Below are 15,313 nucleotides of genomic sequence, written 5' to 3'. Positions count from 1 at the left end.
TCCGCGGATGTTCCGCGGAGATCTGTCGCTTTCGCGAGACGGGTGACGCTACGCGTCGGGCAGCAGGTCCGGACGGACGCGCCGTGTCCGCTCCAGCTGCTGCTCGTGCCGCCAGGCACCGACGCGGGCGTGGTGCCCGCTGAGCAGGACGTCGGGGACGTCGAGGCCGCGCCACGACGCGGGCTTGGTGTACGAGGGGTACTCGAGCAGGCCGTCCTCGTGGGACTCCTCGACCAGCGACTCGGGGTTGCCGACGACGCCGGGGACGAGTCGGCCGACGGCCTCGATCATCGCCATCGCGGCGACCTCGCCGCCGTTCAGCACGTAGTCGCCGAGCGAGAGCTCGACGACGGTGGCGCGCGACGACGCCCACTCGAAGACGCGGGCGTCGATTCCCTCGTACCGCCCGCAGGCGAACACGAGGTGCTCCGACGTCGACGCGAGCGACCGCGCGATGGACTGCGTGAAGGGCGTGCCGGCCGGCGTCGGGACCACCAGGGTCGATGAACCGTCGGGCCGGAAGAGCGCCTCGAGCGCCTGGGCCCACGGCTCCGGCTTCATCACCATGCCGGCGCCACCGCCGTACGGCGTGTCGTCGACGGTGCGGTGCCGGTCGGTGGTCCACGACCGCAGGTCGTGCACGTGCAGGTCGAGCAGTCCGCCGGAGCGGGCCTTGCCGAGCAGGGACACGTCGAGCACGGAGAAGAACTCCGGGAAGATCGTGACGATGTCGATCCGCACGGGGACTAGTCCGTGACCGTCTCGGGGCGCGAGGTGTCCTCGGGGTCCTCGAACAGCCCCTGCGGCGGCGTGACCGTGACGGTGCCGGCCGCGATGTCGACCGCCGGCACGATGGCCGAGACGAACGGCACGAGGACCTCGCCGCGGGACGGCGTGTCGATCGCGAGCAGGTCCTGGGCGGGCATGTGGTCCACACGGGCGACCGTGCCGACCTCGACGCCGTCACGCAGGACCTTGAGCCCGACGAGCTGGTGGTCGTACCAGGCGTCGTCCTCGCCGGTCTCGGCGTCGGCGTCCTGCTCGACCCAGAGGATGATGCGCGCCAGGGACTCGGCCGCAGTGCGGTCGTCGATCCCGGCGAAGAACGCGACGGGGTGACCGTTGTACCAGCGGAGTTCGTCCAGCTCGAGGGTCTTGCCCGACCACGGTGAGTCGTCGGGGACCTGGAGCGTGAAGGTGGCGCCCGGGGTGAACCGACGATCCGGGTCGTCGGTGTAGAGCTCGAGCTTGATGCCGCCCTTGAGCCCGTGCGCCTTCGTGATTCGACCCACCCGGAGCTGGGTCGTCTCCCTAGGAATCGGTGTCCACCACGTCGACCCGCACGCGCTTGCCGTCGGCCAGGGCCGTGACGAGGGTGCGGAGCGCCTTGGCGGTGCGCCCGGCGCGACCGATCACGCGGCCGAGGTCCTCGGGGTGCACGCGCACCTCGAGGACCTCGCCGCGTGGGGAGGTGGAGCTGGCGACGCGCACGTCGTCAGGGTGATCGACGATCCCCTTGACGAGGTGCGTCAGCGCGGATTCGAGCAAGGACTACGCCTCGGTCGTCTCGTCGGCGGTCTCGGCGTCGTCGGCCTTGGCGGCGGGAGCCGTCTTCTCCGACTTCGGCTTGAGCACGGCCTTCTTCGAGGAGTCGACCTGGAAGGCCGGCTTCGGCTCGGCGACCTTGACCTTGGACTCGGTGTCCTTCTCGCCCTTGAACTTGGCCCAGTCGCCGGTCAGCTTGAGGAGGGCCGCGACCTGCTCGGTCGGCTGCGCGCCGACGCCGAGCCAGTAGAGCGCACGCTCGGACTCGATCTTGATGACCGAGGGCTCCTCGGTCGGGTGGTACTGACCGATCTCCTCGAGGACACGACCATCGCGCTTGGTGCGCGAGTCGGCGACGACGATGCGGTAGTAAGGCGCACGGATCTTACCGAGACGCTTCAGACGGATCTTGACAGCCACAATTGCTCCTGTTTGCTTTCGTTGTGGTTGAACTGGAACCGCGGGCGTGGGGGCACACACGGCGAAAGCTCGAGAGAGATCGCTCACAGCTGGATAGAGGGTCGAGCTGCGGCGATTCGACCGTTCATTCTTGCAGATTCCCGGCCGTGATGCGAGCCGACTCGCTACGGCGCGAGGCGTCGCACCGCTTCGAGGGCCTCGGACGTCGCCCGGACCGCGTCCACGCTCCGTGCGTCGCGCGCGCCGCCGACGACGGCGTACGGCACGCCGGCGGCCTGGAGGCCCGTGGCGAGTCCGTCAGGCGCGTCGCCCTCGGCGTCGGTCGCGCGCTCCTGCCCGGCGCAGACCACGACGGTGTCCGCCGGCACGCCGACCTCGTCCCCGTGCTCGTCGCGGATCCAGAGCACCCCGGGTTCGATGCGCAAGTACTCCTGCACGCCGCCGACCATCCGCACCCCGGCATCCCGCAACCGACCGATCGCGACCCAGCGCGAGGTGATGCCGATCCCCTGGCCGAACTTGCCCGAACGCCGGAGCACCGTCACCTGCGACCCCGGTCGGGTGGTGCGCCGTGCCGCGGGGAGCCGCTGCGGCACGTCGCCGACGAGCTCCTCGGACACGTCGAGGTCCCAGCGGGCCGCGAACTCGGCGGCCCGGACGACCTCGTCGGGTGACTCGGTCAGGAACGCCGCGGTGTCCACGCCGATGCCACCGCCGCCGATGATCGCGACGGTGCCCTCGGGTACGCCGTTCCGCAGGGCCTGCTCGTAGGACAGCACGTGCGGCAGGTCGCTGCCGGGGACGTCGATGCTCCGCGGGACCACCCCGGCCGCGAGCACGACGGCGTCGCTGTCGACGAGGTCCCGAGCCGTGGCCGGGCGTCCGAGGTGGATCGTGGCGCCCCGCTCCGCGAGCTCGGCGCGGGCGGACCGCACCGTGGCGGCGTAGTCCTCCTTTCCCGGGACGAGTGCGGCGAGGCCGAACTGGCCGCCGAGGCGGTCGGAGGCCTCCCAGACGGTGACGTCGTGGCCCCGTCGGGCGGCGTCCACCGCGGCGGCGAGCCCGGCCGGTCCGCCACCGACGACGTCGACGCGCTTCGGGTCCGCGGTCGGCCGGGCGGGGAAGGCCACCTCGCGGGCGGCACGGGGGTTCACGAGGCAGGACACCGGTGCGCCGATGATCGAGCGGTCGAGGCACGCCTGGTTGCAGCCGATGCAGGTGTTCACCAGGGCGAACCCGCCCGCGAGCGAGCGCGACACGATGGCGGGGTCGGCGAGGAACGGCCGGGCGAGCGCGACGGCGTCGATCAGGCCGTCGCTGAGCACGGCTTCACCGTCGCGCAGGTCCGTCATCCGGTTCGAGGCGATCACGCGGACGTCCGGGTACGCGGACGAGCGCACCACCGCGGCGATCCGTGCCGCGTACGCCAGCCAGGCCCCGTGCGGCACCGAGGCCTGCACGGTCGGGGTGCGGGACTCGTGCCAGCCGATGCCGACCGAGATGCCGTCGAGCCCGAGCGGCAGCAGGTCGTGCACGAGCGCGTCGACCTCGTCGTCGGTCGACGAGCCGGGCATCAGGTCCGCGCCGGACAGCCGGATCGTCACGGCCAGCTCGGGCACCGCGGCGCGCACGGCCCGGACGACCTCGATCGCGAAGCGCCGACGCCGTTCCGCATCCCCGCCCCACTCGTCGTCGCGCAGGTTGGTCAGCGGCGACTGGAACTGGTTGATCAGGTACCCCTCGGACGCCATGATCTCGACGCCGTCGAACCCGATCGCGCGGGCGGTGCGGGCCGCGGCGGCGAAGTCCTCGATGGTCCGCTCGACCTCGGCCGACGTCAGCTCGGTCGGCACCACACCGCGGGCGGCCGCCCACGGCAGGGCCGAGGGTGCCACGACGCGCTGCGGGTCGCCGTGCCGGTCGACCATGCCCGACGCCAGCGCGTACCGCCCGGCGTGGAACAGCTGCGCGAGGATCGTCCCGCCCTCGTCGTGCACGGCGTCGACCGCCACCCGGAACCGCTCGTCGGCTCCCCCGACGCCGAACACCGCGAAGTCCGGACCCCCGCGGGCCTCGTCGTTCACCGCGATGCCGCCGGTGATGATGCACGCCGCCCCGCCGGCCGCCCGTTCGCGGTAGAAGGCGGCCATGCCGGCTCCGCCGTCGTCGTGCACCTCGAGCCCGGTGTGCATCGACCCCATCACCACCCGGTTCGCCAGGTGCAGGGGGCCGAGGGTCCAGGGTGACGCGACGGTCCGGAGGGACTCCGGCACGACGGGGGCGGAAGCGACGCTGCTCATGCGCCTATTCTGCGGTGTCCGCGCCCGGAGCGTCGGCCGGCAGCACCGCGTCGCGGAGGGGCGACGTCGTGTCCGACCAGTACGGCGGGGCGATGACCGTCAGACCGCCGTCCACCGAGAGCACCTGCCCGGTGATGTACCCGGCCTTGTCCGACAGCAGGAAGTCGACGGCGTCAGCCATGTCGTCGGCCGTCCCGGGGCGCTGCAGCGGGAGCTTCTCGAGGACGGTGTCCATCGGCGCCTGGCCGGGGACCTTCGTGTAGAAGTACTCGAGCGAGTCGGTGTCGATGAGGCCGCCGTTCACCGCGTTGACGGTGATCTGGCGCGGACCGAACTCCACCGCCATGTACTTCATGTACGCCTCGCTCATGGCCTTGGCGGCACCGAGTGCGGCGTAGGTCGGGAACGCCCGGATCGATCCGTACGACGTCACGACGACGATGCGGCCACCCCGGTCCATCAGTTCCGCCGCGCGCTGGGCGCCGAGCACGAACGAGCGGGCGTTCGTGGCGTAGCTGCGGTCGAGGTGGTGCAGCTTGAGGTCCGCGACGGGCTTGAACGCGCTGGCCGCGGCGTTCGCGACGAACATGTCGAGGCGTCCGTAGGTGTCGCGCACCAGGTCGAACAGGGCGTCGATCGACTCCGGCTGCTCGATGTCGACCTGCGCCGTGATGCCGTCGCCGCCGGCCGCCCTGACGTCGGCCAGGGACTCCTCGGCCAGGTCGGCGTTGCCCTTGTACGTCACCACGACGGTGACGCCGCGCTGGCCGAGCTTCTGCGCGAGCAGGCGGCCGATGCCGCGCGAAGCGCCGGTGATCAGTGCGATGGGCGAGCTGAGTGCGATGGGTGCGTTGGTGCTGTGGGTCACTTCGGTCCTTCAGGTGGGTGGGTGACGGACGGGAGGCGCGGGGCGGGCCCGCACCGCGCCTCCCGTCCGGTCCTGGGTTGCGGTCTAGAACCCGGCCTGGCCGGTCACGACGGCGCGGCCGACGATCAGCTTCTGGATCTCGTTGGTGCCCTCTTCGAAGCGCTGCGCGCGTGCGTCGCGGTAGACGCGCTCGATGGCGTTGCGCTTCCAGTAGCCCTGCCCACCGTGCACCTGCAGGGCCTTGTCGGTGACCCGGGCGAGCATGTCGACGGCGACCATCTTCGAGGCGCTGGAGAGTGTGCCGGCGTCGGGGCGGTCCGCTTCGTAGGCGCGAGCGGCCTCGAGCACCAGGGCGCGGGCGGCGGCGATGTCGGCGTAGTTCTCGGCCAGGTAGAACTGGATCGCCTGCCGGCTGGAGAGCCGCTTGCCGAACGTCTCGCGCTTGTTGGCGTACTCGACGGCGAGCTCGTTCGCCCGCTCGGCGAGACCGACGGCGCTCATCGCGACGGACACCCGGCTCGGCAGCAGGAAGCCGCCGAGCGCGACCTCGAGGCCCTGGCCTTCCTCGCCCAGGCGGGCGCTGGCCGGGATCGGGGTCTCGGTGAACCGCAGGATCGCGTGGTCGGTGCCGCGGATGCCCATGGTGTCGGAGTCGTCGATCACCTCGGCACCCGGCAGCCCGCTGTTCGGCATCAGGAACGCGACCGTGCCGTCCTGGCCGCTGGTGCCCTCCAGCCGAGCGGCGATGAGCCAGTGGTCGGCCTTGACCCCGAAGGTGATGAGGTGCTTCTCGCCGTTCATCACGTAGGTGTCGCCCTCGCGCCGGACCGTCGTGCGGATGTCCGCTCCGGTGCCCGCGGTGGCCTCGGTCAGGGTGAACGCGACGAGCGTGTCGCCCGCGACGGACGGCTTGACGACCTGCTCGATCTGCTCCGGCGTCGCGTAGGGGGCCATCGCGCGCCAGGTGCCGTTGATGACGTGCACGAGCATGCGGATGGAGGCGTGCGAGCGGGAGACGACCTCCATGATCTCGAGGTAGCGCGAGAAGGGGATCGCCCGTCCGCCGAGCTCCGTCGGGGCGGCGAGGCTGAGCCACCCGTTCTCCTTGAGCTCCTGGAACAGCTCGGGGGCGACCCGGCCCGTGCGCTCGATCTCGTCCGCCCACGCCTCGCCGGGGCCGCGGACCCACTCGGTGACCTCGGCCTTGAGCTGCTGGAAGGCGGCTTCGTCGAAGCCCGTGCTCGTCTGCTCGACGATCGTCATCGTGTCTCGTTCTCCTTCGTCGCGACGAGCGCGGCCGCCTGCTCGCGCAGGATGTTCTTCTGGACCTTGCCGACCGCGTTGCGCGGCAGCTCGGTGGTGTACTCGAGTCGTTCCGGCCAGTAGTACTTGCTCACGCCGGCCGTGTCGAGGTACTGCTGCATCCCGGCGAAGTCGAGCGGCTCGTCCGCGCGGGCGTTCACGACCCAGGCGCAGGCACGCTCACCGAGCCGCTCGTCCGGCATCGCCACGATCGCGACGTCCGTGACCAGCGGGTGCTGGTACAGCAGGTTCTCGATCTCGACGACGGGGATCTTCTCGCCGCCGCGGTTGATGACGTCCTTGATGCGGCCCGTGATCGACAGGAAGCCCTTCTCGTCGACCTTCGCCAGGTCGCCCGTGCGGTACCAGCCGTCCGCCGTGAACACGTCGTCGGTCAGGTCCGGGCGGTCGAGGTAGCCCGCGAACATCGTCGGCGAGTGCAGCTCGAAGTTGCCCTCGGTACCGGCGGGCAGCTCGATCCCCGCGTCGTCGACGATGCGGATCGAGATGCCCGGCAGCGCCCGGCCGTCGTGGCCGTGGGCGTCGGCGGGGTCGTCGCTGGGGCTGGACAGGGCCCCGAGACACGTCTCGCTCGTCCCGAAGGCGCCGAGGATGGCGCTGCCGAGCACCGTGCTCGCTCGCTGGGCCAGTGCACGGGGCACCGCGGCGCCCGTCGGCACGAAGATCCGGAGCGACTCCGGCTGCGGTGCACCGGCCTCGACCAGGTCGACGAGGTCGGTCAGGAACGGCGTCGCGCACTGCACGAAGGACGCCCGGGCGACGCCGAACGCCTGCTCGAGTGCGACCCGGCCGTCCCACACCGGCTGGATGACCTGCGGGGCACCGAGCCGGAACGCCAGCAGCATGCCGTACAGGAACCCGGTCTGGTGAGCGAGCGGCGACGGGATGTAGATGCGGTCGGCGCTGGTCAGCCCGGACTGCGCCACGTGCATGGCGGTCGCGAGTCCGAGCGTGCGGTGCGGGTGCTGCACGCCCTTCGGCTCCCCCGTGGTGCCGGAGGTGAAGAGCAGCTGGCAGACGTCGTCCGGTCCGGGAGCGTGCGACGCGATCTCGTCGACGTCGACGTGCACGGCTGCCAGGGCGTTCTCGAAGTAGCGCCAGTGCCAGTCGCTCGCCACGACGCGCTCCAGGGCGTCAGCGGGCAGCGGCGGCTGGTTCGTCGGGGTGTCCCCCTGCCCGCGGGCCTCGGCGCGGAGCACGATGACGTGCTCGAGCGACAGGCGACGGTCCTGCGCGGCGGCCTCGTCGATGACGTCGAGGAGTTCGAGTGCGGGGCGGCGCTTCCGGAACACGTTCGGCAGGAAGACCACGCGGGCCTTCGATCGCGCCAGCGTCATCGTGGTCTCGCGGGGACCGAACACCGGCATGATCGGGGTGGCGACGGCGCCGATCTGGATCGCACCGAGGGTGATCGACACGAACTCGCGCCAGTTGGGCAGCTGCATCGCGACGGATTCACCCGTGCGCACGCCGAGTTCGAGCAGCAGGGCGGAGACCCGGTCGGCCTCGTCCTGCAGCTCCTTCCACGTGGTGTTCGCGGGGGTCGCACCGCCGACCTCGATCACGGCCAGGCCGTCGGGGTCGGTCTGCGACAGGGCGCGGACCCGCTCGCTCAGGACGAGCGGGTCGGCGTCGACGCCGGCGAGCTCGGGCACGGCGACGGCGGGCTGCGGGACGGCGGGCTGCGGGGCGGCGGGCTGTGCGGCGGGCTGCGCGACCGGCTGGTCGGTTGGCTCGGGCGCCGCAGACGTCTCGAGGGGCGTGCCCAGGTGCGTGCGGACCCCGTCGGCCTCGGCGGCGTCGATCCGGTCGTCCCGCGCCACCTGGGCTGCGAGCCGGTCACCGACGGACATGTCGAGCCCGACGGAGTTCATCGCCTCGAGGAACGTCGGGTAGGAGATCCGGTAGGCACGCGGGTAGGTCAGGCCGGACACCCCGTCGGCACTCGACGCCGCGACCGCGAGGGACATCAGCACACGGTGGTCGTTGAACGAGGACATCGGCGCACCCTGCAACCCGGCCGCGCCGACGCCGGTGACCCGCAGCTCGTCCGCGCCCTGCTCGGCACGGCCGCCCATCCGGTTCAGCTGGAGCATCGCCGCCACGCGGTCGGATTCCTTCAGCCGGATGTGCGCCACGTTCCACAGTCGGCTGGTGCCCTCGGCGAAGGTGGCCATCGTCGACAGCACGGGCAGCAGGTCCGGGATCGGACGGCAGTCGACGTCGAGCGGCCGGAGCGGGGACCCGTCGTGCTCGATCCGGACGAAGCCGGTCTCCTCGTCGATCCGCATCGGCACGCCCATCGCGGTCGCGAGGTCCAGGAACTCGCTCTCCGGGTGGTCCGTCTCGGCCGTCGTCGTGGCCGTCATGCCGCGCAGCAGCACGTTCGACTCGCGGGTGCCGGCCGCCGCGATGCCGAACGCTGCGGACCCGATGTCGGGCGGGATGACGTAGTCGTGCGGGGTGGCCTGCTGGCCCGCCGGGATCCGGTACTCGAGCCAGTCGTCGGAGACCTCGACCGTCAGGCCGAACTGCCGCATCATCCGCACGGTGAGCTCGACGTAGGGCTGCTCGTTGAGCCGCCCGCCGGTGATGTGGATCCGGGTCTCGTGCTCGGCGAACGGGGCCACCAGCAGCAGCCCGGACACCCACTGCGACAGGGTGCCGGCGATCGTCACGTCGCCGCCGCGCGGACGCCTGGGCTGCACGGTGACGGGCGGGCAGTCGTTCGTCGCCTCGAGCTCCACCCCCATCTGCGTCAGCGAGGTGAGCAGCGCCTTGATCGGGCGGCGCTGGAAGTACTTCATGCCCGACAGGGTCATCGGACGGTCGGCCAGCGAGGCGAGCCCGGTCATGAAGTAGAGCGTGGTGCCCGAGGACCCCATGTTGAGCAGTCCGTCGGCACCGCGCGAGCCGTGGTCCACGACGTCGGTCGCCCGGTACCGGCCGCCCAGCCCGGTCACGTGGTACGCGTTCCCGCGACGCTTGACGTCGACGCCGAGCGCGCGGAGCGTGCCCACGGTCCACTCCACCTGTCGCGTCGCGCTGACCCCGGAGACGACACTCGTCCCCTTCGCCAGCGACGCGAGCACCAGCGCGCGGTGCGCGTGGTACTTCGAGACCGGGATGTCGAGTTCTCCGACGAGCGGGGCGTTCGTCCCGCGCACCACCAACTGCATGCGTACCTCTTCCCTGTAGGAACATTTCAACGGTACGCCCGGAGTGGAACTAGTTGCAGGACGATCCGCACGATCGGGACAACGCTTCGTTGTGCGTGTCCGACAAGGACCCGGGCAGGATGGACGGCATGGACATCCGCTTCACCGAGTCCCGCCCGTCGACCATCGGCGTCGAGTGGGAACTCCCCCTGGTCGACCGGGCGACCGGCGACCTCGCTCCCCGTGCCCCCGCCGTCATCGCCGCCGTGCACGAGCGGCTCGGCGACCACGACCGCGTCACCGAGGAGCTGCTGACCAACACGGTCGAGGTCGTCTCGAGCGTCCACGACCGCGTGGGGGCTGCGACGAGCGAGCTGTCCGGCATCATCGGCGAGGTCATCGACGCCGCCGAACCGCTCGACGCCCAGGTGATGTGCTCGGGCACGCACCCGTTCGCGGTGTGGGACCAGCAGGAGATCACTCCGGACAGCGAGCACTACACGACGCTGATCGACCGCACCCGCTGGTGGGGACGCCAGATGCTCATCTGGGGCGTGCACGTGCACGTCGGCATCGACGACCGCGACAAGGCGGTCCCGATCATGAACGCGATGCTCGCCTACGTCCCGCACCTGCAGGCGTTCACCGCGTCGAGCCCGTTCTGGGGCGGCACCGACACCGGGTACGCCTCGAACCGCGCCCTCATGTTCCAGCAGCTCCCGACCGGCGGGCTCCCGCCGCAGCTCGGCGCCTGGGCGAACTTCGAAGAGGTCGTCGGCGACCTCACGCACACCGGCGTCATCGACGGCGTGAAGGACCTGCGCTGGGACATCCGACCGTCGCCGGGCTGGGGCACCCTGGAGAACCGGGTCTCCGACGGCATCTCGACCCTGCACGAGGTCGGCGCCGTCACCGCGCTCGTGCAGTGCCTGGTCACCGCCTGCTCGGACCGGCTCGACGCCGGTGAGACCCTGCCCACCATGCAGCCGTGGTTCATCCGCGAGAACAAGTGGCGCGCGGCCCGCTACGGCATGGAGGCCGAGATCATCACGAACGTCGCCGGCGACGAGCGGCTCGTGACCGACGAGGTACACGACCTCGTGCAGCGGCTCGACCCGATCGCCGAACGGCTCGGCTGCCTCGACGAGCTGCACCACCTCGACACGATGATCGAGCGCGGCGCCTCGTACCAGCGGCAGCTGCAGGTCGCGCAGGAGAACGGCGGCGACCTGCGCGCCGTGGTCCGCCACCTGGTCACCGAGTTCCGCGACGCGCTCTAGCCGCGACCGGACCACCCCGGGCATACCTGGCCGAATCGGGCGTACCTGGCCGAATCGGGCGTACCTGGTCGTTCCTTTCGACCAGGTACGCCCGATTCCACTTTCCATCGCGCGTGCGATGGGAAGGAACGTCGCGACGCGACCGGACGACGGACGGGAGGCCCGGTGCCAGCTGGCACCGGGCCTCCCGTCCGTCAGGTGGTCGCGATCGCGAGCCGCGTCAGCGACCCAGGAACTTCTGCAGCGACGCGAGCTCTTCCTCGGTCGGTGCCTTGCCGCCCTTGGCGCCCCCGAGGCCGAGGCCGGACCCCTGCGGGGCCTGCTGCGGCGCAGCCGCCGCGCCGGCAGCCAAGGCCGCGCGCTTGGCGGGGTTGCCCACCTTCGACTTCTTCTTGCCGCCCTGCTGCTGCTTCTTGCCGCCGTGCATGCCCGGGATCGGACCCATGCCCGGCATCTGCGGCACGCCACCGCGGGCGACGGTCTTCATCATCTTGGCGGCCTGCTCGAAGCGGTTCACCAGCGCGTTGACCTCGGTGACCGTCGATCCGGCACCGCGCGCGATGCGCAGACGACGCGAACCGTTGAGGAGCTTCGGGAGCTCGCGCTCCTGGGGCGTCATCGACTGGATGATCGCCTCGGTGCGGACGATCTCGCGCTCGTCGAAGTTGTCGAGCGCCTCGCGCATGCCCTTGGCTCCCGGGAGCATGCCGAGCATGCCCTTGATGGAGCCGGCCTTGCGGAGCTGCTGCATCTGCTGCAGGAAGTCGTTCAGCGTGAAGTTGTCGGTCGCGATCTTGTCCGCGACCTTGCGCGCCTCTTCCTCGTCGAAGGCGCCCTGCGCCTGCTCGATGAGGGACAGGATGTCGCCGAGGTCGAGGATGCGGCTCGCCATGCGGTCCGGGTGGAACGGCTCGAAGTCGTCGAGCGACTCACCCGTCGACGCGAACATGATCGGACGGCCGGTCACGCTGGCCACCGACAGGGCGGCACCACCGCGGGCGTCACCGTCGAGCTTCGAGAGCACGACACCGGTGAAGTCGACGCCTTCCTGGAACGCACGGGCCGTGTTGACGGCGTCCTGACCGATCATCGCGTCGATGACGAACAGGACCTCGTCCGGGTCGACGGCCTTGCGGATGTTCGCGGCCTGCTTCATCAGCTCGGCATCGACACCGAGTCGACCTGCGGTGTCGACGATGACGGTGTCGTACTGCTGGTCGATCGCGGCCTTGATGGCGTTCTTGGCGACCTTGACCGGGTCGCCGACACCGTTGCCGGGCTCGGGAGCGAAGACGTGCACGCCGGCCTGCTCGCCGACGACCTGCAGCTGCTGCACGGCATTCGGACGCTGGAGGTCCGCCGCGACGAGCATCGGGGTGTGGCCGTCCTTCTTGAGCCACTTGCCGAGCTTGCCCGCGAGGGTGGTCTTACCGGCACCCTGCAGACCCGCGAGCATGATGACCGTCGGCGGCTTCTTCGCGAACTCGAGCCGTCGCTGCTGCCCGCCCAGGATGCCGACGAGTTCCTCGTTGACGATCTGGACGACCTGCTGCGCCGGGTTGAGCGCGCGGTTGACCTCGTCGGAGAGGGCACGCTCGCGCACCGATGCGGTGAACGCCTTGACTACCTCGAGCGCGACGTCGGCGTCGAGGAGCGCCCGCCGGATCTCGCGGACGGTGCCGTCGACGTCGGACGGAGTCAGCCGACCCTTGCTCCGCAGATTGCGGAAGGTCTCGGTCAGCCGATCGGAGAGTGAACCGAATTGCGCCATGATCCGTCGATTCTACAAGGCTCCCGCCGACGGCACCGGCCCGTTCACCGCAGGAGGACACCCTCGGTCAGTCCGACCGGTGCGTCGAGCCCCACGTCGATGACCACCGGCGCGCTCGACGGACTCCGGTCACCGGTCGGGAACCAGCGCCGGTCGGGCGACACCAGGATCACGAGACCGTCCACGTCACCGACCGCCGCGAAGGACTCCCCCGGCGGGTTGGCGTACGGCTCGAGACCGGCGCGTCGCAGGGCCGAGGCTGCGCCGAGGACGTCGGGCACGGGGACGCCGACCTCGCTGACCGAGACGAGCGGGACGCCGGCGTCGGTACCGGCGCCGACGCGCCGGGCGCCCGGCTCCAGGTCCCGCCGCTCGATGAGTTCGAGGAGCTGCTGGTCGGGCCCCTCGAAGTAGACCGACCGCGAGTTCCAGTTCGGCGGCCCCTCGAACTCGTCCTGGTCAGCGGTACCGAGCACCGTCGTCAGTCCGGCGATCCAGGCCTTGGCCGCGTCGAAGGTCCCCGTGGGGATCGTGATCGCCAGGTGCAGGGCTCCGGTCATCTCCGGCAGTTCACGGAACACGAGGAGCGTCGACCCCACCACGATGCGCACCGTGGTGTCGACGATCTCGACCGAGCACCCCAGTCGTTCGTAGAACCGGGCGGTGTCGGCGAGCGAGCGGGTGGCGAGCTGTACCTGTCGGATGTCCATGCCCCCATCGGACCATCTCAACCTTTGTTGAGGTCAAGCACCCCCGTTGTTGGACGCCGTCCAGAAACTGTCGTACGCTCGCCGCATGCCGGAACTCGAGATCGTCCGCCACCACGGCCTGCTCGACTACTCGGACGGCCTCGCCCTGCAGCGGGACCTGCACGCCGACGTCGTCGCCGGCCGTTCCCCCGGGGCCCTCGTGCTGTGCGAGCACCCGTCCGTGTACACCGCCGGACGCCGCACCGAACCGTCCGACCTGCCGACGAACGGCGCCCCGGTCGTCGACACCGACCGCGGCGGACGCATCACTTGGCACGGCCCGGGGCAGCTGGTCGCCTACCCGATCGTCCGGCTCGCCGAACCCCTCGACGTCGTCGCCTGGGTGCGCGACCTGGAGCAGGTCGTCATCGACGCCGCGGCTGCCGTCGGCGTGCACGCCGAACGGGTCGCGGGTCGCAGCGGCGCCTGGGTGCCGGGCACGGACGGCTCCCCCGCCGCCAAGGTCGGCGCGATCGGCCTGCACGTCGCCGAGGGCGTGACGAGTCACGGCATCGCGATCAACTGCGACAACGCCCTCGACGCCTACGCCGCGATCGTCCCGTGCGGCATCGCGGACGCCGGGGTCACGACGCTGAGCGCCGCGGCGGCGCTCGCGGGGCGTGCCCACGTGACCGTCGACGACCTCGCACCCCTGGTCGCGGAGCGCGTCCGACAGGCCGTCGACGGCATGCACAGCGGCCGCCGGATCAGCACGACGGCCCCCGGCACCAGCACCGGCACGAGCACCAGCACGAGCACCAGCACCGCGCCCGCCCGACAGGAGACCCTCGTATGACCCTCGCCCCCGAAGGCCGCCGCATGCTCCGGGTCGAGGCCCGGAACGCCGAGACCCCGATCGAGACGAAGCCCGCGTGGATCAAGACCCGTGCCACGCAGGGCCCCGAGTTCCGCGAGCTGTCGAGCCTGGTGCGCGAGAAGCAGCTGCACACCGTCTGCCAGGAGGCCGGCTGCCCGAACATCTTCGAGTGCTGGGAGGACCGCGAGGCCACCTTCCTCATCGGCGGCTCGCAGTGCACCCGTCGCTGCGACTTCTGCCAGATCGACACCGGCAAGCCGGAACCGCTCGACCGCGACGAGCCCCGCCGGGTCGCAGACTCCGTGGCGGAGATGGGCCTGCGGTACGCGACCGTGACCGGCGTCGCACGCGACGACCTGCCCGACGGCGGTTCCTGGCTCTACGCCGAGACCATCCGCGCGATCCACGAGCACTCCCCCGGCACCGGCGTCGAGATCCTGGTGCCGGACTTCAACGGGCGACCGGACCAGCTCGGCCCGGTGTTCGCCGCCCGCCCCGAGGTCTTCGCCCACAACGTCGAGACCGTCCCGCGGATCTTCAAGCGGATCCGGCCGGCGTTCACGTTCGAACGGTCCCTCGACGTCATCACCCAGGGCCGCGACGCCGGACTGGTCACGAAGTCGAACCTGATCCTCGGCATGGGCGAGGAGCGCGTCGAGATCGAGGACGCCCTGCAGCGCCTGTACGACGCGGGTACGGACATCATCACGCTGACGCAGTACCTCCGCCCGTCGCCCCGGCACCTGCCGGTCGCGCGCTGGGTCAGCCCTGCGGAGTTCGTCGAGCTCCGTGAGGTCGCCGAACAGATGGGCTTCGCCGGGGTGCTCGCCGGACCGCTGGTCCGGTCGTCGTACCGGGCGGGCCGGCTGTGGGCGCGGGCGACGGTGGCGCGCGGCGGCTCGGTCCCCGAGCACCTGGCCCACCTGCTCGACGCGACCCCTGGCCGCCAGGCCGTCTGACGCGCGCGCGGCTCGCGCGGCGTACGCGGCGCGGGCGCACGCGGCGTTTCGCGCTGGGCGACACGTCACGTGCTGCGGAGCACGTGAACTGTCGCTCAGGCCGAAACTCGGTGCGTCCGGACG

General features: G+C 71.3%; 13 protein-coding genes. 3 read left to right on the top strand and 10 right to left on the bottom strand.

Annotated elements, in window-relative coordinates:
* Window positions 1–48: 48 nt before the first annotated feature.
* From trmD to aroA, 8 genes are all read right to left on the bottom strand, one after another.
* Window positions 49–741 (bottom strand): tRNA (guanosine(37)-N1)-methyltransferase TrmD, encoded by a 693-nt coding sequence (gene trmD / locus DEJ00_RS02310; protein WP_110863975.1) that lies wholly within the window; start codon window positions 739–741, stop codon window positions 49–51.
* A gap of 5 nt (window positions 742–746) precedes the next feature.
* A complete protein-coding gene (gene rimM, locus DEJ00_RS02305; RefSeq protein WP_171907871.1) occupies window positions 747–1,292 on the bottom strand; it encodes a ribosome maturation factor RimM in 546 nt (181 codons plus the stop codon).
* 19 nt (window positions 1,293–1,311) lie between these two features.
* The gene (locus DEJ00_RS02300; protein ID WP_017888258.1) at window positions 1,312–1,548 is read right to left on the bottom strand and encodes an RNA-binding protein; all 237 of its coding nucleotides are present in this window, start codon (window positions 1,546–1,548) and stop codon (window positions 1,312–1,314) included.
* Window positions 1,549–1,551: 3 nt separating this feature from the next.
* Window positions 1,552–1,965: a 30S ribosomal protein S16 gene (gene rpsP / locus DEJ00_RS02295; RefSeq protein ID WP_027465884.1), complete on the bottom strand. Its 414-nt coding sequence runs from the start codon at window positions 1,963–1,965 to the stop codon at window positions 1,552–1,554.
* 164 nt (window positions 1,966–2,129) lie between these two features.
* A complete protein-coding gene (locus tag DEJ00_RS02290) occupies window positions 2,130–4,265 on the bottom strand; it encodes an FAD-dependent oxidoreductase (protein WP_111056309.1) in 2,136 nt (711 codons plus the stop codon).
* Between the two features lie 4 nt (window positions 4,266–4,269).
* Complete coding sequence (locus DEJ00_RS02285) at window positions 4,270–5,133, bottom strand: SDR family oxidoreductase (protein WP_258373495.1); 864 nt, start codon at window positions 5,131–5,133, stop codon at window positions 4,270–4,272.
* Window positions 5,134–5,217: 84 nt separating this feature from the next.
* Window positions 5,218–6,396 (bottom strand): acyl-CoA dehydrogenase family protein, encoded by a 1,179-nt coding sequence (locus DEJ00_RS02280; RefSeq protein WP_111056308.1) that lies wholly within the window; start codon window positions 6,394–6,396, stop codon window positions 5,218–5,220.
* Window positions 6,393–9,635, bottom strand: a complete 3,243-nt coding sequence (gene aroA, locus DEJ00_RS02275) for a 3-phosphoshikimate 1-carboxyvinyltransferase (RefSeq protein ID WP_111056307.1) — start codon at window positions 9,633–9,635, stop codon at window positions 6,393–6,395. The genes DEJ00_RS02280 and aroA overlap by 4 nt, the downstream gene beginning before the upstream one ends.
* Window positions 9,636–9,754: 119 nt before the next feature.
* Between aroA and DEJ00_RS02270 the strand changes: the two genes are divergently transcribed.
* Window positions 9,755–10,894 (top strand): glutamate--cysteine ligase, encoded by a 1,140-nt coding sequence (locus tag DEJ00_RS02270; RefSeq protein ID WP_027465888.1) that lies wholly within the window; start codon window positions 9,755–9,757, stop codon window positions 10,892–10,894.
* 220 nt (window positions 10,895–11,114) lie between these two features.
* Here the strand turns inward: DEJ00_RS02270 and ffh are convergent, their stop codons facing one another.
* Window positions 11,115–12,665, bottom strand: a complete 1,551-nt coding sequence (ffh, locus tag DEJ00_RS02265) for a signal recognition particle protein (protein WP_027465889.1) — start codon at window positions 12,663–12,665, stop codon at window positions 11,115–11,117.
* A gap of 44 nt (window positions 12,666–12,709) precedes the next feature.
* Complete coding sequence (locus tag DEJ00_RS02260; protein ID WP_111056306.1) at window positions 12,710–13,375, bottom strand: hypothetical protein; 666 nt, start codon at window positions 13,373–13,375, stop codon at window positions 12,710–12,712.
* An 85-nt stretch (window positions 13,376–13,460) separates the two neighbouring features.
* Between DEJ00_RS02260 and lipB the strand changes: the two genes are divergently transcribed.
* Both lipB and lipA read left to right on the top strand, forming a co-directional pair.
* On the top strand, window positions 13,461–14,210 hold the full coding sequence (gene lipB / locus DEJ00_RS02255; protein WP_111056305.1) for a lipoyl(octanoyl) transferase LipB: 750 nt from the start codon (window positions 13,461–13,463) through the stop codon (window positions 14,208–14,210).
* Window positions 14,207–15,190, top strand: a complete 984-nt coding sequence (gene lipA / locus DEJ00_RS02250; RefSeq protein ID WP_111056304.1) for a lipoyl synthase — start codon at window positions 14,207–14,209, stop codon at window positions 15,188–15,190. Before lipB ends, lipA begins: the two co-directional genes overlap by 4 nt.
* Window positions 15,191–15,313: the final 123 nt, after the last annotated feature.

Source organism: Curtobacterium sp. MCLR17_039, assembly GCF_003234745.1.
GTDB classification, from domain to species: domain Bacteria; phylum Actinomycetota; class Actinomycetes; order Actinomycetales; family Microbacteriaceae; genus Curtobacterium; species Curtobacterium flaccumfaciens.
This window is presented reverse-complemented; position numbering and strand designations above follow the sequence as displayed.